Origin of the sequence: Mesorhizobium sp. AR07 (genome assembly GCF_024746815.1) — a bacterium.
GTDB lineage: Bacteria > Pseudomonadota > Alphaproteobacteria > Rhizobiales > Rhizobiaceae > Mesorhizobium.
This window is the reverse complement of record NZ_CP080528.1, coordinates 404,206-423,378: the sequence shown is the minus strand read 5'-3', so window position 1 is coordinate 423,378 and position 19,173 is coordinate 404,206. Positions and strand designations below refer to the sequence as shown.

At 60.1% G+C, this 19,173-nt stretch carries 26 protein-coding genes and 2 pseudogenes; 9 read left to right on the top strand and 19 right to left on the bottom strand.

Annotated features, from left to right (window positions below):
• The first annotated feature begins 266 nt into the window (after nt 1–266).
• The 3 genes from BPNPMPFG_RS38205 (at nt 267) to BPNPMPFG_RS38195 (ending at nt 2,583) form a co-directional block, all read left to right on the top strand.
• The gene (locus tag BPNPMPFG_RS38205) at nt 267–968 is read left to right on the top strand and encodes a nucleotide-binding protein (protein WP_258598957.1); all 702 of its coding nucleotides are present in this window, start codon (nt 267–269) and stop codon (nt 966–968) included.
• Nucleotides 965–1,396 (top strand): hypothetical protein, encoded by a 432-nt coding sequence (locus BPNPMPFG_RS38200; RefSeq protein WP_258598956.1) that lies wholly within the window; start codon nt 965–967, stop codon nt 1,394–1,396. Before BPNPMPFG_RS38205 ends, BPNPMPFG_RS38200 begins: the two co-directional genes overlap by 4 nt.
• 815 nt (nt 1,397–2,211) lie before the next feature.
• Entirely contained in the window at nt 2,212–2,583 is a 372-nt protein-coding gene (locus tag BPNPMPFG_RS38195; RefSeq protein ID WP_183455104.1) for a helix-turn-helix domain-containing protein, read from the top strand.
• A gap of 693 nt (nt 2,584–3,276) precedes the next feature.
• Here the strand turns inward: BPNPMPFG_RS38195 and BPNPMPFG_RS38190 are convergent.
• The 5 genes and pseudogenes from BPNPMPFG_RS38190 to BPNPMPFG_RS38170 form a co-directional block, all read right to left on the bottom strand.
• Entirely contained in the window at nt 3,277–3,633 is a 357-nt protein-coding gene (locus BPNPMPFG_RS38190; protein ID WP_258598955.1) for a DUF2958 domain-containing protein, read from the bottom strand.
• 9 nt (nt 3,634–3,642) lie between these two features.
• Complete coding sequence (locus BPNPMPFG_RS38185; RefSeq protein ID WP_183455492.1) at nt 3,643–3,870, bottom strand: hypothetical protein; 228 nt, start codon at nt 3,868–3,870, stop codon at nt 3,643–3,645.
• A 531-nt stretch (nt 3,871–4,401) separates the two neighbouring features.
• A pseudogene (locus tag BPNPMPFG_RS38180) lies at nt 4,402–4,707 on the bottom strand (helix-turn-helix domain-containing protein); the annotation flags it as partial.
• Nucleotides 4,708–4,931: 224 nt separating this feature from the next.
• Nucleotides 4,932–6,323: a type II toxin-antitoxin system HipA family toxin gene (locus BPNPMPFG_RS38175; RefSeq protein ID WP_258598954.1), complete on the bottom strand. Its 1,392-nt coding sequence runs from the start codon at nt 6,321–6,323 to the stop codon at nt 4,932–4,934.
• 20 nt (nt 6,324–6,343) lie between these two features.
• Nucleotides 6,344–6,643 carry a helix-turn-helix domain-containing protein gene (locus BPNPMPFG_RS38170; RefSeq protein WP_258598953.1) on the bottom strand — a complete coding sequence of 100 codons (300 nt, stop codon included), beginning with the start codon at nt 6,641–6,643 and terminating at the stop codon, nt 6,344–6,346.
• A gap of 130 nt (nt 6,644–6,773) precedes the next feature.
• On the opposite strand from BPNPMPFG_RS38170, the gene BPNPMPFG_RS38165 reads away from it, so the two are divergent.
• Complete coding sequence (locus BPNPMPFG_RS38165; protein ID WP_258598951.1) at nt 6,774–7,517, top strand: GNAT family N-acetyltransferase; 744 nt, start codon at nt 6,774–6,776, stop codon at nt 7,515–7,517.
• Nucleotides 7,462–7,920 carry a hypothetical protein gene (locus tag BPNPMPFG_RS38160; protein ID WP_258598950.1) on the top strand — a complete coding sequence of 153 codons (459 nt, stop codon included), beginning with the start codon at nt 7,462–7,464 and terminating at the stop codon, nt 7,918–7,920. The genes BPNPMPFG_RS38165 and BPNPMPFG_RS38160 overlap by 56 nt, the downstream gene beginning before the upstream one ends.
• Before the next feature lie 135 nt (nt 7,921–8,055).
• Here the strand turns inward: BPNPMPFG_RS38160 and BPNPMPFG_RS38155 are convergent, their stop codons facing one another.
• The 3 genes from BPNPMPFG_RS38155 to BPNPMPFG_RS38145 all read right to left on the bottom strand — a co-directional run bounded on the left by BPNPMPFG_RS38155 (nt 8,056) and on the right by BPNPMPFG_RS38145 (nt 10,009).
• The gene (locus BPNPMPFG_RS38155) at nt 8,056–9,147 is read right to left on the bottom strand and encodes an ImmA/IrrE family metallo-endopeptidase (protein WP_258598949.1); all 1,092 of its coding nucleotides are present in this window, start codon (nt 9,145–9,147) and stop codon (nt 8,056–8,058) included.
• A complete protein-coding gene (locus BPNPMPFG_RS38150; protein ID WP_258598948.1) occupies nt 9,147–9,482 on the bottom strand; it encodes a system killer suppression protein in 336 nt (111 codons plus the stop codon). Before BPNPMPFG_RS38150 ends, BPNPMPFG_RS38155 begins: the two co-directional genes overlap by 1 nt.
• Nucleotides 9,483–9,598: 116 nt before the next feature.
• A complete protein-coding gene (locus BPNPMPFG_RS38145) occupies nt 9,599–10,009 on the bottom strand; it encodes a hypothetical protein (protein ID WP_258598947.1) in 411 nt (136 codons plus the stop codon).
• Between the two features lie 27 nt (nt 10,010–10,036).
• Here BPNPMPFG_RS38145 and BPNPMPFG_RS38140 point away from each other — a divergent pair, with 27 nt between their 5' ends.
• Nucleotides 10,037–10,375 carry a hypothetical protein gene (locus BPNPMPFG_RS38140; protein WP_258598946.1) on the top strand — a complete coding sequence of 113 codons (339 nt, stop codon included), beginning with the start codon at nt 10,037–10,039 and terminating at the stop codon, nt 10,373–10,375.
• A gap of 64 nt (nt 10,376–10,439) precedes the next feature.
• Here the strand turns inward: BPNPMPFG_RS38140 and BPNPMPFG_RS38135 are convergent, their stop codons facing one another.
• Nucleotides 10,440–11,894 (bottom strand): TniQ family protein, encoded by a 1,455-nt coding sequence (locus tag BPNPMPFG_RS38135; RefSeq protein ID WP_258598945.1) that lies wholly within the window; start codon nt 11,892–11,894, stop codon nt 10,440–10,442.
• Nucleotides 11,891–12,853 (bottom strand): TniB family NTP-binding protein, encoded by a 963-nt coding sequence (locus tag BPNPMPFG_RS38130; RefSeq protein ID WP_258598944.1) that lies wholly within the window; start codon nt 12,851–12,853, stop codon nt 11,891–11,893. Before BPNPMPFG_RS38130 ends, BPNPMPFG_RS38135 begins: the two co-directional genes overlap by 4 nt.
• 690 nt (nt 12,854–13,543) lie before the next feature.
• Between BPNPMPFG_RS38130 and BPNPMPFG_RS38125 the strand changes: the two are divergent.
• From BPNPMPFG_RS38125 to BPNPMPFG_RS38115, 3 genes and pseudogenes are all read left to right on the top strand, one after another.
• Nucleotides 13,544–13,727, top strand: a pseudogene (locus tag BPNPMPFG_RS38125) (type IV secretory system conjugative DNA transfer family protein); the annotation flags it as partial.
• A 374-nt stretch (nt 13,728–14,101) separates the two neighbouring features.
• On the top strand, nt 14,102–14,347 hold the full coding sequence (locus BPNPMPFG_RS38120; protein WP_183465712.1) for a WGR domain-containing protein: 246 nt from the start codon (nt 14,102–14,104) through the stop codon (nt 14,345–14,347).
• A 119-nt stretch (nt 14,348–14,466) separates the two neighbouring features.
• Nucleotides 14,467–14,745, top strand: a complete 279-nt coding sequence (locus tag BPNPMPFG_RS38115) for an HU family DNA-binding protein (protein ID WP_183455100.1) — start codon at nt 14,467–14,469, stop codon at nt 14,743–14,745.
• A 37-nt stretch (nt 14,746–14,782) separates the two neighbouring features.
• On the opposite strand, the gene BPNPMPFG_RS38110 is transcribed toward BPNPMPFG_RS38115, so the two are convergent.
• The 9 genes from BPNPMPFG_RS38110 to BPNPMPFG_RS38070 form a co-directional block, all read right to left on the bottom strand.
• A complete protein-coding gene (locus tag BPNPMPFG_RS38110) occupies nt 14,783–15,220 on the bottom strand; it encodes a TA system VapC family ribonuclease toxin (RefSeq protein WP_183455099.1) in 438 nt (145 codons plus the stop codon).
• On the bottom strand, nt 15,217–15,444 hold the full coding sequence (locus tag BPNPMPFG_RS38105; RefSeq protein WP_183455098.1) for a ribbon-helix-helix domain-containing protein: 228 nt from the start codon (nt 15,442–15,444) through the stop codon (nt 15,217–15,219). Before BPNPMPFG_RS38105 ends, BPNPMPFG_RS38110 begins: the two co-directional genes overlap by 4 nt.
• A 20-nt stretch (nt 15,445–15,464) precedes the next feature.
• Nucleotides 15,465–15,641 (bottom strand): hypothetical protein, encoded by a 177-nt coding sequence (locus BPNPMPFG_RS38100; RefSeq protein WP_183465713.1) that lies wholly within the window; start codon nt 15,639–15,641, stop codon nt 15,465–15,467.
• Nucleotides 15,642–15,702: 61 nt separating this feature from the next.
• A complete protein-coding gene (locus BPNPMPFG_RS38095; RefSeq protein ID WP_183455095.1) occupies nt 15,703–16,014 on the bottom strand; it encodes a DUF736 domain-containing protein in 312 nt (103 codons plus the stop codon).
• A gap of 701 nt (nt 16,015–16,715) precedes the next feature.
• On the bottom strand, nt 16,716–17,102 hold the full coding sequence (locus BPNPMPFG_RS38090; RefSeq protein WP_183465714.1) for a type II toxin-antitoxin system VapC family toxin: 387 nt from the start codon (nt 17,100–17,102) through the stop codon (nt 16,716–16,718).
• Nucleotides 17,099–17,344 (bottom strand): type II toxin-antitoxin system Phd/YefM family antitoxin, encoded by a 246-nt coding sequence (locus BPNPMPFG_RS38085; RefSeq protein WP_183455096.1) that lies wholly within the window; start codon nt 17,342–17,344, stop codon nt 17,099–17,101. The genes BPNPMPFG_RS38090 and BPNPMPFG_RS38085 overlap by 4 nt, the downstream gene beginning before the upstream one ends.
• Before the next feature lie 115 nt (nt 17,345–17,459).
• On the bottom strand, nt 17,460–17,771 hold the full coding sequence (locus BPNPMPFG_RS38080) for a DUF736 domain-containing protein (RefSeq protein ID WP_183455095.1): 312 nt from the start codon (nt 17,769–17,771) through the stop codon (nt 17,460–17,462).
• A gap of 641 nt (nt 17,772–18,412) precedes the next feature.
• Nucleotides 18,413–18,706: a type II toxin-antitoxin system RelE/ParE family toxin gene (locus BPNPMPFG_RS38075; protein ID WP_183455094.1), complete on the bottom strand. Its 294-nt coding sequence runs from the start codon at nt 18,704–18,706 to the stop codon at nt 18,413–18,415.
• Entirely contained in the window at nt 18,703–19,011 is a 309-nt protein-coding gene (locus BPNPMPFG_RS38070; protein ID WP_183455093.1) for a type II toxin-antitoxin system RelB/DinJ family antitoxin, read from the bottom strand. Before BPNPMPFG_RS38070 ends, BPNPMPFG_RS38075 begins: the two co-directional genes overlap by 4 nt.
• Between the last annotated feature and the right edge of the window lie 162 nt (nt 19,012–19,173).

Below are 19,173 nucleotides of genomic sequence, written 5' to 3'. Positions count from 1 at the left end.
CGCTATGCCTCAGGGAGCGGGATTGTTCTCCTCCAAGATTGCCGTATGTCGCGAAACGCGAGTTACAGCATTACCCGGAAGTGTCATTGCCGCCTTGGAGCAAACGTGCCTTGCGGTATTGCCGCTTTGCCGAAACACAGCACTGCCGCATTCTCTCATTGGAGGACCGCGCGAACAACGACTTGCACGATTTCCGACCTCGTAATATCTAATATATTGTTTTGGTTATTTCGCTGTCGCGATCGCGGCGCCACGAGGAGCCTTTCATGCCGAGCATCTTCGCCATCGCAAACCCAAAAGGAGGCTCCGGGAAAACCACCGTCGCCATTATCCTTGCCGGCGAGTTCGCCAATCACGACTATTCCGTCGCCATCGTCGACGCGGATCCCCAGGGCTCCGCCTACCAATGGCATGCATCTTCGGTCGCGCGGGATCTCAGTCCGAAAGGGATCGATCTCGTGCGCGCGCCGGATGAACAGAGCCTCGCACAAGCGCTCGAGCGCCTTGACAGCCATGACGTCGTCGTCATCGACACGCCGGGCTATTACGGACCGGTGCTCACCCATTCGGCGCTGCGCGCCGACCTCGTCGTCCTGCCCTGTAGGGTTCACACCTTCGATGCATCGCAGGTCGTGCGCGCCATCCGCAACCTCGAGCAGCATGCCCGCGCAGCCAATCTCCCCATGACCCAGTACCGCGTTCTCTTCAACGAATATGACAGTCTCGACCGCAACACCAGGCCGCTGCGCGAAGTCCTCGCCTATCTCAACGCCGAGCAGGTGCCCATCTGCGCCAACGCGCTCTATCGGCGCGTCACCTATCGAACGATGACCAGCGGCCACGGTACACTCTACCAGATGAGCGACACGGATGAGTCGATCCGCAAGGCCCGCTACAATGCCGACCAGGTCGTCCGCGAATTGCTCGCGGCGAGCCAGGGCGTCAATAACGGCGACAATGCCGCATGAACGAAACCGCCAAACCGCCCCGTCCTGCCCTGCCACGCGACGCCTTTCGCGCCCAGCGGATCTCGTCTGATCCGCCGCCCGGGGCCAAGCCCGTCGTCATCACACCGCATTACGACGATCAACCGACAACGCAGGCGTCAACCTCCGCTGCCCCGCAAACTCCTCACGCAACCCTGCCCAACAAGATCGAGGCGCCTAAGTCGGCACCGCCGGCCAAACCGAAGAGGGAAAATCCGCGCAAGCCGTTCGATGCCTATGGCGAACGCAGTTCGTCGCGCCCCTATGCACTTCGCTTGCCCGACGCCATCGATCTGGTCCTCAGGCAGATCGCCGCGGAGGAGCGCACGCATCCTCTACGCATCATCGATCGTGTTCTCCACGACTACCTGAAACGCATTGGACGTCTCCCGCCCTCGCACGACGCCTGACCACCAGCCCTCCGCCGTACCTGCAGCGCTATTTGGGAGCGCTGTCCGGCTGCGGGCTGGCTCCGCTACGCTTCGGCCGCTCGCGCGGCTGGACAGCCGCTTAAACAGCGGTGAGACAGGGCAACAGGCCTCACGCGAGTACGAATTCGAACGGCAAGCCGCTAAAAGGCATCCGAGAAAAAGGGCGTCCGGACCGGCTTGACGTCCAGATGCCGCCCGCCATGCAGAGATACTCTTTGGACAAATAGCCTTGGAGCCGTCGCCCAGGGGACGATGTGCCGCTCCAACTCAACACCCCCAGAAAGCGCTCGCCGTGCGCAGCCAGAACCGGAGAGGAGCAGGAAGGTCCATTCTATCGCCAGCAGGCTTATCGGTTTTAGTGGCGAACGGCAACGTTGGCTCATGCATAGGCTTGCGGTTGTTCCTACTTAGTATCGGGCGGTCCTTCCATTTTGCGGCCGGCGGCGTCGCGCGGGGCCTAACGGCATCGGCATCAGCCAACAGAAAATGGGAGCGCTTGGGCCGAAACTCAGTCCGTACATTATCTCGTATGTGGTCACTGGCAACGTAAGGCCCGAGTCCACGGTCGTTCATCAAGTGGGAAGCCAAAGTCCCTCGCACCACCTATACGGGCCGGCTCGAGCCGGCCCGTATAGGAAATGTCTGCGCGCGACGACGCTTTAGGAGGTTAGATCCGACACGCCGTGCCTTCAGAGAATATTCAATATATAAGAACATTCATATACAAGATAACCTCATTGCGGTATTGATGGTCTCCGCAGGCGCAGGTGCCTCATCTGGAGTTCATCGATTTCATGTCGCCCGTCCGCAAGCCTCAGCCGGTCGATCATTCCATCCTCAATGAAATGCTGGCGCTGCGCCTCCAGCAGCTTGAGATCGAGAATGGCGGAATGGAAGCCTTCCTCCCCAAGACGGGTTTGGCGCGAGGGACCTACTACACGATGCTGCGCGGTATCGGAAATCCGACCCTTAAGACAATGGAGCGTATCGCTTCCAAGCTCAATATGACCGTATTCGAGTTGTTGGGCTTCGAGATCGACGATGCGCGCAGGGCGCTGAAGAAGCGCGGCGTCGACTATGACGAGTTGACCTCAGCCATCCGGAAAAAAGATGAAGCTACCCGGCGTGTAGCGCGGCAGACCCGGTCGCAGAAGCTGTCGGGCTGAGAGAAACAGAAAGGTGCGCGACCCCAGGACATCGTCATCCACGCCGGCGAGTGCCTGGACCAGTTCGCAAAGTTCGGCGCCGACAACGCCAAAGACGAGAATGCCGAATTTGCCGCAGCTAACGCGATGCTGAGTTCTGACCGCTCGTTTTGCAGGCAAGGGGAACGCCTGGAAAAACTGCGGACCTACAAGCCCTCACGCCCACTGGCCGATCCGTCACTGGATATCTGACGGCAGGAACGACAGGCAAAGCCAAGCTGGCGCTTCAGCTGCTCGGCTACTTCATCCCCCCAACAGAAATTTGAGACCACAAGTGAAACCGCGCCGATACCGCCGGCCAAAGCGCCTCCCGCCGCGGCGCCGGGACCACGTCCTGCTTGCAACCCGGGCGAGGACCGCGATGCAGAGGGGACATGTCGCCCACAGCCGTATGAGGCGAAAAGCAGCCCTCAAAGCACCAAAGGAACTATCTCGTCCAAGATGGTCGATGATGGTCAGACAAACCTCATATCTGACCAGGAATGCCAGCCGTTGAGCGGCATCGAAGGGCTCAAGGAACAATTCAGTTATGCTTCAATCGGTAACACCGCCGTGGCGTATGTTCGTGGCGATTTTCTAAGCCGAAAGCTGGGCTCAACTGACGCCTGTCACAGAGTAAGCCGAACCCCGGCTGGAACCGGGGTTCGGTGGCAGTCAGGTGCGGGTGGCACCATCACGCTGCGCGATGTCGGCATAGGCCGATAACGTGCGGTTTGGCTGGAAGTGCAGGTCACGCTCGACCGGCAATCCGAGTCTGCCGCGCACCGCGGCGAGCTCCGCAAGGCTGACGCTGCCGAGTTCGGGGCTGCCGACCCCGAGATCACATAAGCCGAAGGCGATGTCGGGATCATCCGGATCCATCTCCGTGAGGAGCCAGGTCGCGCCGGCGTCAGGCGTGAACAGTTTGACGACGGGCACGAAATCGATCTCGTCGCTGGTACCGCGGAGAGGCTGCTGCTGGCGACCATTCGCCAGCAGCTTGTCCCGCAGATCTTGAGTCAAGAGCTGCATGTCCGCCTCCTACTTGTCTTCTTCGACTTTGGGGGCGCGCAGCACGACGCGTCCGTCCAGGGGCAGGGCCTCGAGGAGGAGCGTGCCGCCTTCGCCATCTTCGTGGGCGAAGAATGCACCGATGCGTGTCCAGAAGCCCTTCTGGCCTTCTTCCTTGGCATCCCGCACCGTATAGGCGAGGTACATCGGGGATTTCGACTCGGTCTTCTTGGTCTTGGTGTTGTTAGTGTCTGTCATGGTCTTTTCCTTTGGTTGATGGTTTGTGTCCCGGAGGACGGTTCCAAAGGGGCCGGCGCCTAAGATGGCTTGTCCCCAACTCGGGAGCGCAGCGAAGGAGCGGGCAGGAACGGGACAAGACAGCAGCGTTGGCCAGAACAACCGTCGCTAATTCCGGACAGATCCATCAACGGGAATGCCTGCAAAGACCGAACACCAAGCCATGACCAGAAATCCGCATGCCGCTCGCGCCTAAGGCTTGCGGCTGGGGAAGGGGGATCTGGATGACGGCAGGCAGTCTTTGACAACAGCAGGCGAAAGATCGGCAGGATATCACGATGCCCCGCACGGCCGTCGCACGAGCGATCCGGAAAGGTGGAGACCGGGAGGGGTTTGAAGATCATGTGGGAGGCTGCGGGCTGCTGCTGCAATGGTCGCGACGCAGCAAATGTCTTGGACATCAGCGGCTCATCGGGGTCAGGATGTTCGTCCGGACAACCGGTTTCGACCTCTTTCACGCCTGAAGCCGCCGCAGGCGGGGCAGGGGTCGTGCTGATGCCACTCAAGCAGTTTCTCGCGGGCAAGCGTCGGGCCGAAATCCCGGTAGCGATCGCGCACCAGATCCAATGCGGTGTTGCGGAAGTCCTCATCATGGCGTCGATTGTTCGGCCGGCCGCGCTTCTTGGACGCCAGCCCGCCGGCGCCGTCCAGGGCATAGACCTGCAACAGTCGATGAACCTGACTGCGACTGAGGTGAAGGAGTTCCGCCGCCTGGACGACGGTCAGCCGTCGGTCGCGGATCTTCTGGATGGCTTCGAGACGATGCAGCTCTCTTTGCGACAAGGTGACCAAAGGCATGACGGCTCCGCAAATGGGCCCGGTCTCACGCCAGGCTCTGTGAAGTCGCCAGCCTTCCTTTCCAGCTTCATGTTGACCAGCCTCGGAAGCGGGAAGTGTCGCATCTCTAACTGGGGCAACTGTCGCATGTCCCGTGACCCATAAGTTGACTCGCCGACCTGCGGAAATCGGGATGGTCTGGTATCCGCGTTGGTCGCGCGTGCTGGGAGGCCCTTTTGTCGTCCTCACATTTTAGAACTAGCTGAGCTTCCTTCCTCAAGCTCGTCTCCTGAATCTGGCGCGATGTCCGGTGCGCGATCCAGGATTGCCAAGGCCGCTTCGGGGTTGCTTTTCGGAAGGGGCTCGGAAACAGCCAGGCTGTCGGGGGATGTGTCCCAACGTAGCGCCTGTGCAGGCTGCGGCCTCCGTCCATTCAGGATCAGATCAAGTTCATTGGTTCGTGCTTTGGATAGACCTGCTTCGTCCGCGAACCGTGGCCAGCGATCGACAGCAGAGCGGATGCGTTCGATCACGTTCAACGCTTCTTGTTCGGAAATGGAAGCGCCTTTGGCGACGGCAATCAGATGCTGTCGTCCTGGGTTCAATCCTTCCCCCGCGATCGATGCGCTGTGCTGTCCTCCGGGGCCTGCCGAGAAAGTCAGATCGTACGCCGGAGAGAGTTTCCACCGCCCATTCGGTCCCATCAGGAATGCATGGTTCTTCGAATGGTCGTCCCGGTTCCGCGCGTGCACATTGAATGCCATGTGACCGAACATGCGGAGGACCTCCGCGCTGTCTCTCGTCATCATGTGCGTGAGCTTGTGAAGGGCGGCGTAGTCCAGGGAGGCTTCGCGATGGCTCGCATACAAGAGGCCGCTGGCGGTATGCATGTGCAGCCGTCCCTCGGGCGTGCGATCAAATCTCTTTGTTGCGAACAGACGATTGCCCTTCTTCGTCTGCAATATCCGTGTCTCGGCCATCGCCAGCCCGGCCTCGCGCGCCATGAGAGCATATGCTTGCTCCTCGACGCCGATGTCCGCTGGATCGTCGGAACTTCGCGATTTCACCATCCAGCGATCAAACCCGGGCTTCAATTCATGGCCGTAGTCAATCACGAAGGTATTCTGATCCGGGTTCAAGCCGATCATGATCTTTGGACGCGCCCCTGCGGAACCGCCTTGGGCACCCTGCAAGGCATCGATATCAGCAGTGTCCATCTCGTTCTGGACAAGCTCCACCTGTTCAACGAACCAGTCTAGGTCCCCTGCAGCCGGCTCTTCGCCAGGCAGTTCAGGAATGTAGGCCAACGCGCCCATTCCCGTCGTTCCCACCGCGGAAAGGCGGTCCAAGGGTGTGAGCATGTGATAGTCGACGCCAGCCTTTTGAAGGCGGCGATCCAGCAAAAGGCGTCCCCATCCATCTGGAAGGCTGTCGTTAAACAAGCCATGCAGCCCATCGAACGGATCGAGCTTGGCTGCAATAAGACCCGCCTTGGCAGCCAAATTGAATGGAGAAATCAAGAGCGGCGCAGTTATGAACTCAGCCGAGTACTCGAAGTAAGCCCGTCGTTCATCGGTGCTCCACGCAAGCGTCCCTAGCTCTCGCTGGCTCCCTTCGAGATCCAGGACTACCTTCATTTCCCTGATTGGCCTGAACTTCATTTCTTGCGGACCCTCTGCCTGGCCGGGCGCCCGATTACGTCTTCGAGTGTTTTCGGCGGACGTGAAGGAAACAAACCTTCGAATTCAGCTTCCGCCTCCAAGGCGAATGCGAGCTTCACGACAGCTTCGAAGGATGCCTTGCCGGTCTCCTCGAAAACTCTCAGCGAGCCGTAGGAAACTCCAGCCTTGGAAGCCAGCTCCCGTTGGGTAAGATCGGCATCGATCCGCCGCCGCTTCATCCGTGCTGCGGCACCTTGGATAATTTCCATCGGCGATGTCATATTGAATGTGAACATGATAGCATTTAACGCGATTTACTGTGTTAAGTGCATTTATAATGGCAATTACCGCAGATGTCAAATTATAGCTGCGGCGATTGCCATGATCCGAACGCTTCTTCGTGGGTCGCGCGCGGAGGTAGATTCAATGTCGGCGAGGATAAAAATGGTCCCCATCATTCGGAAGGCATCCGAGGACGATTTCCAGAAGATCATGGCCTGGCTGAGGGCGGAGCGAGAAGAGACGGGCGAAGGATTCTACTGCAACCGATCAGTGATCGAGGACGCGCACGCGGATGGCGAGATGATTGCCCTGATCGAGAACGACATGCCTGTCGCGTTCATTGCCTATGGTTTGATTCGTAACGGCATTCTGGAAGTCCGGCCTGACCGGAGGGACCTTGGATACGGCAAAGCTTTGGCAGAGGACGCTTTGCAAAGGGCCATCGATGACGATCGTCGCTGCATACTCGGCATTGAGTGTGCGCCGTGGGCCTCGATACCCTTTTGGGAGAAGATCGGCTTCCGGATATATTCCCAAAACTACGCCTACATGTTGCTTCCGAAAATCCTGAAATTGCCGGAGAGGGGCACAGAGGCAGACGTGACGATCTCGCTGTATCGCGACCCAGAGCAACACAGCCCCGAAGGCAGCGTGCCGCAGGCTGTGTTCAAGCCGAAGGCGGTCAGAAGCGAGGATGGCCTCATCCACCTCGGCCAAAGAATTATCTTCGACAACAAAGCCGATAACAGCCGCCGGGATCCCGTTGCGCGAGTATCGATCGACGGGCGAGATGTCTTCTTCGACAAGCTAAAATCCGACGGAGCATCCCAGCTTGGAATCCGTCGAGACGAGGGCGGGAACTTCTACGCGGATCACCTGCGCCTATAAGGGGGTAGACGACATCCAGGTCAACGGTCACCAGAGACGGCAGAACGGCAAAGGCGTGAGGGCCATCTACCACTCCGCGCTCAAGGTCGCCGTGCTGATCTACTGCCGCCAGAAATCCCTTCCGCACCCGGGGTTCGTGTTCTTGGATTCTCCGTTGCTGACCTACCGCGGGCCGTTGCTCTACGAAAAGTACGGCGAACTGGATTCGTATGAGAAGCAGATCGTCGCAACGCCGCTCGGCCGGCGGTTCTACGAACACCTGTCGTCGCTGGCGGACATCGGACAGTTCATCGTAGTTGAGAACACCGATCCGCCATCCGGCATCGAGTCTCTGGCAAGGGTTCAGGCATTTGCTGGCGAGAACGGGGACGGCCGACAGGGTCTGTTCCCGTCGCTGACGTGACCATCAGGCGGTAAGTACCCCCGGGGGGATAGCGCGCAGGCGCTCCCGAACACTGACTTAGATTGCTGATGGCCCTTCAGCGTTGGCCCCTGACGGGACCTGATAAAGCCATAGAGACATCGGCTTCCGGTCTGCTTAGGCGCTCCATTCGAACCGCTGCTTCAACCTGTTCAGCGCCGTGTTGTAGGGAAGCACGCGCTCGTATTGAAGGCGGCCGACTGCAATGCCGGGCGCGACGCCGCATTCCACGGAAAATGCTCGGATGGAAGCCTCGTCGAAGCATCGGTTGGCAACGAACGATTTCCACATTGGCTTGGGGATCAGACTCGACGCCGCAAATTCATTTGCTTCAGCTTCCTTAGGATCGTCAATGTCACCTTTGTCGTCGTCGATGAACAGGCCTTTCTTGCCGTGCAACAGGATGTGTCCCGCCTCGTGGAAGAACGTAAACCAGAGGTGATCGTCAGACTTGTGCCGAAGGCTCAGCTGGATGATAGGCGTGTCTCCTGCCCACCTGGCAGCGCCGCTCAGCCTCGTGCCCGGCAACTCCGGAGAGAACACGAGAGCGACACCCGCGTCGGCGCATAGCTTGCCGAGACGGGTCTGAATCTCTTCGGGTCCGGACAATGTCAACGAGCGGGCTTGCTTCAGGCAAGCCTTGAACCTCATGGGGTCGTAGTCGGAGCATTGAATGTCCGCGGCGATGCGCGCCCCCCAATGAAGCCATGCCATGACAGCTTCGGGGTGGCCGCGGAAAGACTGCGACCGCCGATAGGCAACCGAAGCCCGTCGGCTGGCGAGCATGTCGTTGCATGCCTCGACCGAAGCCGCCCCGAAGAAATCCAGGATGCATCGAACTGTTTCCGCTGGGCTTCTTGGGGTGTCGAACATCCGGTATCGGACCATGTCCTTCACCGGAAATTTCTTCGCCCAGGCCGACTGCCGAACGAACTCTTCTTCCTCCTGGCGCTCCGCCAGCTTCAATCGGTAATTGCTCTCAAGATTGACCCAGACCAGCGGTTCCATGTCGAGGACTCTGCCGAAATGGAGCGCCGTCTCCTCAGTGAGCGGAGCTTTTCCTGAAATGATCTCGCTGATGAACTTAGGCGTCCGCCCGCATCGTTCGGCGAACGCTTGCTTGGCGATCCCGCGTTCCTCCAGGATTTCGTCCAGGATTGCGCCTGGGGAAACGATGTAGTCCGGTTTCTTGGTCGTTACAGTTGCCATCAGTGGTAATCCCCTACGTAAACGATCTTTACCTTGGTGACCTTCTTGAGGTCGATGCCTCCGCTTTCCAGCTCTGGTACCGGGTCGTGATCCGGCACCAGACAGATGCAGATTCCGTTCTTCACGGCCACGGACCACTGGCCTTTGCGGTCGCCTTCCAGAAGGTGCCGCCTGAACGGCTTGTCGGTAGGGACGTCGGCCAGCGCCGGCGCTGCGGCGAGGAATGCATGGCGATTCTGAAATGCCCCAGCGACAACGGTTCCGAACTCCTTCACCAAGGCCTTGCTGCTGATGCAGAGTTTCTCCAGCTTCGTGGTTGCATACTCAATATCCACCAGAAAATCCTTAACCCATTAGGTAAAGCAAAAATAGCGAAGGTCAAGTGCTGGCCATCGCATCGCGGAGAATCAATGTTGGCAGGGAACTCGGTCTGGTTGCAAGGCAATCGAATTTAACCCGGCCCATCCTTCAATCCCGCCACTCGCGCTCTTCCGTCGCGCACCATCTCCACCATCTCCGCGACCGAAACGCTCAAAGTCGCGGCTGCAGCCGGAAGCGGCAGTCCCGGCTCCGCCCCGTCGGATGCCTTTTTGCTCCGCAGCCAGTCCATGAGAATTTCTGGCGCATTGCTTCTGATGATGCAGGGTACCCCTTGCTCAGCGCCAGCGACGGTAATCAGGCACTGCCGACGCGCTAACTCCCCGACATCACGGCTCGAAACGCCGAGTTCCTGGCTGACCTCCGGAACGCTTTTCCCTGACCTGACGTCGGCGGCTAGGCTGTAGACGATGCCCGCGTGTGAGAAAGCGGGCGTGACAAAAGGTTTTGCAACCGCAGTCGCCTCCTGTGTCGTAAGATTCATACCGATCTTCAAATAGGGAACGGATTTATGGATCGTGAACCCGTCGACATTCAGCAGGCGCACCGTGCTTACATCACCGCCGTCGAACGGCTGCAACTCGTCGCACATTATCTCGACCGCGCTCATATGGGGCGATCGGCAACCGATTCGGAGTTGGCAGACTTCCATGCTCGGCGCAAAGCGAAAGAGACGGCGCTCCGCAAGATCTGTACGTGGCCTTGTCCAGACTTCGCAACGCTGCGCGGCAAGGCAAAAATCCTGCATGGAATGCTGATGAGCGGCGAGACGCTGGGAGGGAACGAACAGAAGGCTTTGGTGCAGTCGATCTTGCAGATGGATAAAGCCACTTCTGTTGCAATCGAATAAAAGACAATTCCTTCCTGCCCAACCATGGCGGAAACAGGCGTTGGCTACTGCCCTCTCTTAGCCTTCAATTCACGACATCGACCAGGATCGAACTCAGCTCTGTTCCATCCGTCACTCCTGTCACGCGCGCGCTACCCTTGCGCACCATCTCCACCATATCCGCCACCGAGACACCCTGAGCCGCCGCGGCGGCAGGGAGCGGCAATTCCGGACCCGTTCCGTCGGTCACTGCCTTGCTCCGCAGCCAGCCCAGCAGAAACTCGGTTGCCTTTCCCCTGATGATGCACGGCACGCCTTGCTCCGCGTCGGCGACGGTCAGCAGCAAATGCAGGCGTACCATTGCCCCGACGTCCGCCGAGGAGACGCCGAGTTCCTGCGCGACCTCTCGGACGCTCTTCCCGGACCGGATGTCGGAAGCAAGCCGATAGACGGTATGGGGATCGAGGCTTTTGGGCTTGGGCAAAACGGCCTCGCGCCGGCGCGCCTGCATCTGGCGCAGGATCAACCGCAGCCGTCTCTCCGGAATGCCGCACTGCTCGGCGGCCTCCGCGTATGTGAAATGGCCGTAGGGCATGTGCGACGGCTCCTGCTCCTTGGCTGGCCGTTCGCGCATGCAGTCGCCTAGATGCCAGGATACGTTGCCGTCGACGCCGTCGGGCTGCCCGTGCACCAGCCAATATCTGAACTCGTCGGAATACACCGGGGCAGGCGGCTGCTTCGGACGCTCGGCTTCGATGCGGTCGAGCAGATTCTGGAAACTGTCGGGCAGGCCCAGAACCATGGCCAGCCCCGCGTTCATCACCTTGCGGACGCCGTTTTTCCCGGCCATGGGATACTCGGTCTGGAAAGGGTCGAGCGCGAACTTGCCGATCTCGCGGCATGTCTCGACAGCTTCGTCCATCGGCACCCGGTCGAGGAACGACGGCGCGGAGGCGCGCGCGCCATCCATGCGCCCGATGACGTAGGCGTCGAAGGCGCATTCTGCCTCCGGAACCTGTTCCGTCCTCGCGTAGGCCAGTTCCCTGCCGCAGGCGCAGAAATAGAAGCTCGGGGAGTTGTGCCAGGTAAGCCTGACGCCGCACTGGCAGGCCTCGAGGAGGGCGCATCGGTGCTCCGGACACGTCGTCACGAAGCCGACGTCCCACCATGCGCGATGGGTCCCGGATCCCCGGAGGCATTGCGGGCACCATCGGCGACTGCCAAAACGAACGTCGCGCTTCCGGAAGCGCTGGCCAAGCAGGTGAATCCAGCCTGCGTCCACGCGCGCAGAGGCGTGTTCGAGGACCGACAGGTCGGCGACGCACAGACGGGCAACGTCCTCCACCGGAAGATTGAACACCTGCCGTCCGGGGCGAACGCCGATCTCCCGGCAGAAGCGGCCGAAATCGCCGCGAAGGTTTCGCTCAACCGTCCTCCCGAACAGGCCGTGTTTCGGTTCCGTGGCGACCTGACGGACCGCAAGCGGGAATGCCTTCATTTCAGTGAAAGACTCGACGGGGAGGTCCAGTTGATCGGTCATGCCGCCTCCTTCGCCTTCTTCGGCTTCGATGTGCTCTCCCGCAGGCCCGACCTTTCATCGTCCTCGAGGAAACGCTTTCCGTCGTAGTCCTCGGGGAACGACACGCTCGAAATCTTGCCAACGAACGGATTCCCTTTCGTGCCGATGGGCTTCATGACGTCGAATGCCGCCTCGAAGTGCCGCGGCAGGAGCGCCGTGGATTCCATGGTCAGCGCGACCTCCAGCGCCTTGAACGTCAGGATGCTCGAAAGGCCCGCGAGACCCCCGGTAGCGCGGCAGGTACGCTCCGCCAGGTCCATGTCGTCGAGCGCTGGCCGCCTGTGGAAATAGTCGATCTCGTCGGCTAGGGTGCCGAGAAAATGCACGAACTCGGTCTGCTCGGCGTCGACGTTCCAATCGTAGCCCTTCATCTCGAAACGGCTGAACGTGCGCCGCAGCAGCTGGTGGTTGGACTCAAGCACCAGAAGGGAGCTCGCCAGCCCGCCGAAGACCATCTGGCAGCAGTTCCAGTTGGCAAGTTCCTTGAGCACGTCCGCCGCCAGGAACTGGGTCCTGTTGCTGCGGTTGTCGACCATGTGGTTGAACTCGTCGAGGATCATCAGTTCGACGCGCTGCTCCTTCAGATGCCAGGCGATGTCGAGCGAAAGCTCGTCGGACGTCCGGCGCTTGTCTACAGGAATGCCGAGGGCCGCCATGATGCGGCGCTGAAGCGCATACTTGTCAGCGCCGGGCGGAACGTGGACGTAGAGGACCCGGCGGTGCATGCCGGGTTCGTCCCGCACGGCCGGGTACTGTTTCGCGTAGTAGCGCAGCGTCTTCGACTTGCCTGAACCAGAGCGTCCCGTGAACATAAGCGCCGTCCCCTCTGCGCTGGGCGAGGGGGAGAAAGCCATGTGCTCGGTCAAGGCCGCTTGCAGCCCTTTCTTGAAGCGCTGGTGAGGCACCAGCATCTTGCGCATCCGGATCCGGGCCTGCGCGACCTTGCTGGCCAGGGGCGAGGCTCTTGCGCCGGATGGATGGCGGCAGTTCGGTTTTCTGGATTGCCAATGTCGTCGACCTGCAATGCTGGGGCCCCGGAGCAAGGATTCCTTTTTGAATCCTGCCGCAGGACATCACGAAATTCCTAACAAATTGTCGCCAGTGACATGAGGCGAAATTGTCAACTATTTGAAATTGCTACTAGTTTCACATCCCAGCAGGATGATTGTCTAGGGGGCTATGAGCCTCATAGTTTCGAGCCGCATCGCCTGAATTGACGGCTCCGGCATGGACATGCGGGACATTCGGGTTGAATGAATTTCAGAGGCGAGATCAGGTGACGATGATCAATGCGGCTCTGGAGCGGTTCGGCGGCACCTGCGCTTTGCTTGAGGCGAAATGGCAAGGTTCCGGCTCGAAAGAGATTGCGGGCGGTGCGTGATACACGCAGTCGAGGACAGCAGCGCATCATTGCCTCGTTGTCGTGTACCGCTAACGTCGGCAGCCCGATCGGGCGAATAAGGGCAAGGAGCGGACTGCGGACGAGTCAACTTATGGGTTAAAACCGCAACTTATGAGTCAAAAGACAACATTTTAACTTAGCTGCTACAATCCGATGTTGCATAACATACATTATGGAACACGAGATTGTGTTGATAAATCAGTGCGTTACGAAGAAGATCGCTCGACGGCCGCTGATCATCCCCTCATGAAGTTATACAAATACGCACCGATGAGCAGATCGTCTTCACCGCCGGCAACCCGCCGCTGCGCTGCGGCCGCGCGATCTACTTTCGGCGCAACGACATGCTTGAACGAGTTGGCACAAACAGGTTCGGGCCGAACAAGAAATGACCTGCCCGATCGGGCAAGGACTTCTCTCCCTGTGAAAGCTCCGGGGCTTCTCTACGGCGCGTTTTGGATAGCGCGTTCAGCCCCTCCGCTTCGCCGCCCACCAAGTTGGGCGGCGGCCCTTCGGGCTGGGGAACACGCGAGCCGTCGATCGCTGACAGTACCGCAAGCGGATGCGTTCCATCAATACTGCGAAGCACCGGCAACCGATTGGGAACACTCATTGGACACGATCGGCGTAGCACGACATTTCAGGCGAACAATCACGGCGCAGCTGGTGTATTGAGCCGGGCGCATCAGCCGCATGAATCGGTCAGGCGTGATCGATTCATCGAAGTCGTTGGACGTTGCTTCCAAAGGAAGCGAAGATTCCAACTATGCCGAAACCTGTGACAGAACCGCTTCATCTTCGCCGCATCGATCCGGCTCGCAACATGTCTCGGTTCTATGTGCTGTCCATTCAGCCGACATTGTTCGGCGGCGCGTCGCTGGTCCGCAACTGGGGCCGGATCGGCACAAACGGCCAGGTGATGATGGAAACCTTCGATGAGCGCGCGGATTCCGACGAAGCGTTCTCCCGGCTCGAGCGCCGCAAACGTAAGCGCGGATATATGGCTCCGTAGGAAATCAGGCCGATCGCGCAGTCTTCCGGGAATTTTCAAGCGTTGCGCACGCGCGGACTACCAACCCCGTGTTGTTGTGTGCCAAACAGTGACCAGCAACAACGCGAGGAGCACGTTCCATGACGACCGCAAATGAGATCGCTGACAAGATTGCAGCCGACAACGGTCTGACGAAGATGCAGGCCAGGAGCATCGTCGACAGCGTGTTCAAGGCGATCGCCGATGCGGCCGCGAGCGGTGCCGAGACGAGCCTGCCCGGTTTCGGCAAATTCAAGGTGAAGGACACACCTGAACGCGAGGGCCGCAACCCGTCGACGGGCGCGACCATCAAGATCTCCGCCTCGAAGAAGCTGTCCTTCACGCCGGCAAAAGCCATCAAGGACGCGCTCAACGGCTGATCTTGCCGGGATACCCTGACAGAAAGAGCCCGGCGGTCTAGCTTGTGGTGATCAGGTGCAGTGAAGACTTCCCGCTCTTCAGGGCCGCCGCCGACAGCTTGCGGTCAAAGCTCGCAAGTTGGCCACCATGCGCCTTGGCGAGCGCAAGAAGATAAGTGTCGGTGACCTGTGCCGAGGTCAGGATTTTCGCAGCATCGATGTCGCCGGAGCCAACCAGGCTCACATCGTCGGGCCAGAAGCTATGCCCATGCAGGGCTCGCAACTTGGTAACGATTTGCGCAACGACTGCAGGCGAGCCGGGAGAATTAGGATATTTTTGGTTGCCGACGATGCGCAGGACGCCGTTTTCGGTGATGGGACAGGTAGCCCATGCGGCGTAGCCGGTCACTTCGAACCAGCCATGCGCATCGTCATGGGCGACATGGCCAGGATCGATCAGCGCGATCAGCACATTGACATCGAGCAGGAAGGTCACGGCAGCTCGTCACGTAAGGCGTTGACCGTCTCAAGCGTGACAGGAGGGGCATCCGGCCGAGGCGACAGCAGAGGAATCCCGTTGCGCTCGCCGCCGGCCTGCGGGCGGCGCAGCGAGCGCCGGGCGAGATCGGTGATGATCTCGCCCACGCTGCGATCTTGCTGCCGGGCCATGGCCTTGGCCGCGACCAGGACGTCGTCATCGATCGCCAGTGTCGTTCTCATATCGCCCTCCTTGGTTCGCATCAATCATCACGCATCATATAGAGCAGCGACGGCAGATACTCAAGCGGCTCGAGGTATCGGACACGAAGCCGCATCGCCGTTCCAGACGTCGACCAGTTCGGTCCACGCACCGCCCGGCCAGACGGCGATGTCGACGGAACCAAGGGCTTTTGCTGATGCGCGATGGTGCTCGTCATGTAGGTGTCCTTTCGGTTGACCAGTTCGCCAGCCTTGCGGCGGAGCCCTCGCGCGAGATCCTCAGTCCCGGTTTGATCGGGACCAGATCAGCTGCAGGCCTTGCTCGCCGTCAACTTCGATCAGGGTGGCGTAGATCGGAGCGGGGAAGCTCGGGTCGTCCAGCTTGACCGAGAGGTAGTCACGGCCTTCTGCGGAGACCTTCTGCCAGGCGGCGCCCAATTCGACATTCGCCGCCGCGAAGATGCGGAAGTGCGGACCCTTGTCCGAGGGGTTCTCGACGCGGACCAGCTTGGCCTTGACGTTGAGGTTGAGGGTTTTGATCGTGCCGGTGAAGCCGTTGCCGGTGGAGGTGAAGGTGCCGATGGTAGCCATTTGTCTCATTCCTTTGTTGGTCGGGCCGCGCCCATCGCGACCTCGATGACGGTCGGTGGAACGGAGGCGATCGACCCGCACCCACCGGGGTCCCCGTTGCGCGTGCGCAATGGGGTGGTCCTTAGGGCTGGAACGAAGTGGAAGGCGGCCGGGAGCGACTTTCTTGGATCGCGAGGAATGGCGGCGCAGCCGGCAGGGGAAGAAAGTCGCGCAGGCCGTTGCCGGGACAAGATCGAGAGCCCGCGCTGCGGGATCGGCGTTCGGTCAGACCAGTCACATCGAGGACGCAGATGGACGTGCTTTCGGAAACAGGAATGAAGACGGGCGTTCCACCACCGCCTCATCGCCATGAGACGGCGACTTGTGTGATCAACTGTCCGTCCGGACGACGGCAGTCTGCGGATCTGCCCAGATCCAGCAGGCAGGGTCGTGTTCACATCGCGCCAACGCCGACACCAGAACCGAGACGTCGTGGCAGGGTGGCAATGTGAGCGCTCGACGTCACTGGTCAGGCCGACCGGGTAATGGCATGGGGTCCGGAAGTGGCCCGTCGAAAATCCTGGAAAGAGCAGTGGATCAGATATTTGGGCGTCCAGTGCTTGGGGTCTCTGTTCGGCGCGTTTTCACAATAAAGGACTTGGGCGGGCGATGAACGGCGCGGGTGCGGCAGGAAGAAGCCCCCGCTCTCCGGCCGGAGGTTATCAAAGGCGACGGATAGGCGCGGGATATTGTGCAACCAGATCGTCGACGGTCAGCAATGTAATGCCCTCGACGATCGACTGAGCAATCAGGATCCGATCGAAGGGGTCCTTGTGGATGGGGGGAAGCCCCTCCACGGCTATGGCATGCTCGCTTGTGATTGGCAGCTCATAATAGCCGTTGTCGATCAGGGCCCTGCGCAAAAGACGCGCATCGACCGTGAAATCAGCGCGGCCCAGACCCCGTTTGATCGCAATCTCCCAGAGACTTGCAGCGCTGAACGTCAGGTCGTTGTCGGCATTCTCGATCTCAGCGAGGGCGGCAGGCGGGAGCTTGTCGGGCTCGCCCGCCGCCCAGAGCAGAAGATGGGTATCGAGCAGAAGTTTCATGCGTCGCCGCCAAACAGCTTCTCGATTTCCTCACCGGCCATGCGATCAAAATCGTCCGGAACGGAAAACTGCCCGGCCATAAACCCGACGCGACGCGTTTCGCCGGCCGCAGGAGCGTCTATCGCGACGACCTTCACCATCGGCTTGCCGGATTTGGCGATGATGAAAGATTCGCCCTTGGCCGCCTTGTCGATAAGGCGTGACAGATGCGTCTTGGCCTCGTGGATATTGACGGTGCGCATTGCTGGCTCCATGACTTAGTCCATGCAACTTAGTCTATGCGTGCCTGACGTTCAAGTGCACCTGCCGAAGAAGGCTGAAGGCCCCGCCTTGCGGCGGAGCCCTCGCGCGAGATCCTCAGTCCCGGTTTGATCGGGACCAGATCAGCTGCAGGCCTTGCTCGCCGTCAACTTCGATCAGGGTGGCGTAGATCGGAGCGGGGAAGCTCGGGTCGTCCAGCTTGACCGAGAGGTAGTCACGGCCTTCTGCGGAGACCTTCTGCCAGGCGGCGCCCAATTCGACATTCGCCGCCGCGAAGATGCGGAAGTGCGGACCCTTGTCCGAGGGGTTCTCGACGCGGACCAGCTTGGCCTTGACGTTGAGGTTGAGGGTTTTGATCGTGCCGGTGAAGCCGTTGCCGGTGGAGGTGAAGGTGCCGATGGTAGCCATTTGTCTCATTCCTTTGTTGGTCGGGCCGCGCCCATCGCGACCTCGATGACGGTCGGTGGAACGGAGGCGATCGACCCGCACCCACCGGGGTCCCCGTTGCGCGTGCGCAATGGGGTGGTCCTTAGGGCTGGAACGAAGTGGAAGGCGGCCGGGAGCGACTTTCTTGGATCGCGAGGAATGGCGGCGCAGCCGGCAGGGGAAGAAAGTCGCGCAGGCCGTTGCCGGGACAAGATCGAGAGCCCGCGCTGCGGGATCGGCGTTCGGTCAGACCAGTCACATCGAGGACGCAGATGGACGTGCTTTCGGAAACAGGAATGAAGACGGGCGTTCCACCACCGCCTCATCGCCATGAGACGGCGACTTGTGTGATCAACTGTCCGTCCGGACGACGGCAGCCTGCGAATCTGCCCAGACCCAGTAGGCAGGGTCGTGCTCACATCGCGCCAACGCCGACACCAGAACCGAGACGTCTTGGCAGGATAGTAATGTCAGCGCTCGACGTCACTCGTCAGCATGACCGGGGCATTCAACCGAAGCCGAGACTATGGCGCCGGTTCAGCAGAACGCTGCTGGCAACGGCGTATCGGGTGCCAGCTTCAGTCGGGACCAGCGTCACCGTGCAGGCGATTGCATCACGGAAGCTAGTCGGACGAAAAGTCCTCGGGCCACATCTGCGCACCATGGAGAACACGCAGGATACGGATAGCATCATGGGTTAGAACGTAGGCTGCAATATATGGCGTTCGGGAGATGACCAGCTCCCGCGTGCCGGGCACTCGTCCAGGGCGTCCACTCTCGGGAAACTCGACCAGGCGGAGCACCGCCTGCGCGATATGCTCGTCAACGGCAGCCGCCGCGCGCGGGCTTTCGGCTTCGATATGGGTGAAGATGTCGTCGCGATCAGCAAGCGCAAACGCTGACCATTTCAGCCTCATGACTGGGTAGTTCCTGCCTTGCGTAGCGCGGCAGCGCGTCGTGATGCAAAATGCGTCTCTACATCTTCAGCGGTGACATCGGTCCGGGTATCTTCGAGTGCCTGCATCACTTTGGCGCGAAACCATGCATCATGAGCCTCGCTGTTGCTGATCAGTTCCAGCGGCAGTGCACCTTCATTGGCGGTGCGCGTCAGCAGGATGCGTACTACGTCGGAAACCGTCAGCCCCATGCCTTCAAGCACGGACGCCGCGCGGTCCCTGATGTTGGAATCGATACGTGTCTGCACGAGTGCGTTTGTCGCCATGGTTGTCTCCTGTCTCGAATCCACAATGTAATGCACTTGAATGACTGTTTCTAGCTACGACGACCACACACTAATCGCGGCATCGCTGGCGAAGAATGCAGGCGGCTCCCCTGCGGTGGCAAGGCGCAGGCGGCCTTCCATACACACCTAGCTGCGAACGCA

Excerpts from the sequence above, each read along its gene's own strand:
- BPNPMPFG_RS38115 (WP_183455100.1), top strand. The coding sequence starts at position 14,467 with ATGACGACCGCAAATGAGATCGCTGACAAGATTGCAGCCGACAACGGT.
- BPNPMPFG_RS38130 (WP_258598944.1), bottom strand. The coding sequence starts at position 12,853 with ATGCGCAAGATGCTGGTGCCTCACCAGCGCTTCAAGAAAGGGCTGCAA.
- BPNPMPFG_RS38095 (WP_183455095.1), bottom strand. The coding sequence starts at position 16,014 with ATGGCTACCATCGGCACCTTCACCTCCACCGGCAACGGCTTCACCGGC.
- BPNPMPFG_RS38155 (WP_258598949.1), bottom strand. The coding sequence starts at position 9,147 with ATGGCAACTGTAACGACCAAGAAACCGGACTACATCGTTTCCCCAGGC.
- BPNPMPFG_RS38120 (WP_183465712.1), top strand. The coding sequence starts at position 14,102 with ATGCCGAAACCTGTGACAGAACCGCTTCATCTTCGCCGCATCGATCCG.
- BPNPMPFG_RS38175 (WP_258598954.1), bottom strand. The coding sequence starts at position 6,323 with ATGAAGGTAGTCCTGGATCTCGAAGGGAGCCAGCGAGAGCTAGGGACG.
- BPNPMPFG_RS38185 (WP_183455492.1), bottom strand. The coding sequence starts at position 3,870 with ATGACAGACACTAACAACACCAAGACCAAGAAGACCGAGTCGAAATCC.
- BPNPMPFG_RS38070 (WP_183455093.1), bottom strand. The coding sequence starts at position 19,011 with ATGGCGACAAACGCACTCGTGCAGACACGTATCGATTCCAACATCAGG.
- BPNPMPFG_RS38170 (WP_258598953.1), bottom strand. The coding sequence starts at position 6,643 with ATGTTCACATTCAATATGACATCGCCGATGGAAATTATCCAAGGTGCC.
- BPNPMPFG_RS38165 (WP_258598951.1), top strand. The coding sequence starts at position 6,774 with ATGTCGGCGAGGATAAAAATGGTCCCCATCATTCGGAAGGCATCCGAG.
- BPNPMPFG_RS38140 (WP_258598946.1), top strand. The coding sequence starts at position 10,037 with ATGGATCGTGAACCCGTCGACATTCAGCAGGCGCACCGTGCTTACATC.
- BPNPMPFG_RS38080 (WP_183455095.1), bottom strand. The coding sequence starts at position 17,771 with ATGGCTACCATCGGCACCTTCACCTCCACCGGCAACGGCTTCACCGGC.
- BPNPMPFG_RS38195 (WP_183455104.1), top strand. The coding sequence starts at position 2,212 with ATGTCGCCCGTCCGCAAGCCTCAGCCGGTCGATCATTCCATCCTCAAT.
- BPNPMPFG_RS38145 (WP_258598947.1), bottom strand. The coding sequence starts at position 10,009 with ATGAATCTTACGACACAGGAGGCGACTGCGGTTGCAAAACCTTTTGTC.
- BPNPMPFG_RS38075 (WP_183455094.1), bottom strand. The coding sequence starts at position 18,706 with ATGAGGCTGAAATGGTCAGCGTTTGCGCTTGCTGATCGCGACGACATC.
- BPNPMPFG_RS38135 (WP_258598945.1), bottom strand. The coding sequence starts at position 11,894 with ATGACCGATCAACTGGACCTCCCCGTCGAGTCTTTCACTGAAATGAAG.
- BPNPMPFG_RS38085 (WP_183455096.1), bottom strand. The coding sequence starts at position 17,344 with ATGCGCACCGTCAATATCCACGAGGCCAAGACGCATCTGTCACGCCTT.
- BPNPMPFG_RS38100 (WP_183465713.1), bottom strand. The coding sequence starts at position 15,641 with ATGACGAGCACCATCGCGCATCAGCAAAAGCCCTTGGTTCCGTCGACA.
- BPNPMPFG_RS38200 (WP_258598956.1), top strand. The coding sequence starts at position 965 with ATGAACGAAACCGCCAAACCGCCCCGTCCTGCCCTGCCACGCGACGCC.
- BPNPMPFG_RS38190 (WP_258598955.1), bottom strand. The coding sequence starts at position 3,633 with ATGCAGCTCTTGACTCAAGATCTGCGGGACAAGCTGCTGGCGAATGGT.
- BPNPMPFG_RS38090 (WP_183465714.1), bottom strand. The coding sequence starts at position 17,102 with ATGAAACTTCTGCTCGATACCCATCTTCTGCTCTGGGCGGCGGGCGAG.
- BPNPMPFG_RS38105 (WP_183455098.1), bottom strand. The coding sequence starts at position 15,444 with ATGAGAACGACACTGGCGATCGATGACGACGTCCTGGTCGCGGCCAAG.
- BPNPMPFG_RS38205 (WP_258598957.1), top strand. The coding sequence starts at position 267 with ATGCCGAGCATCTTCGCCATCGCAAACCCAAAAGGAGGCTCCGGGAAA.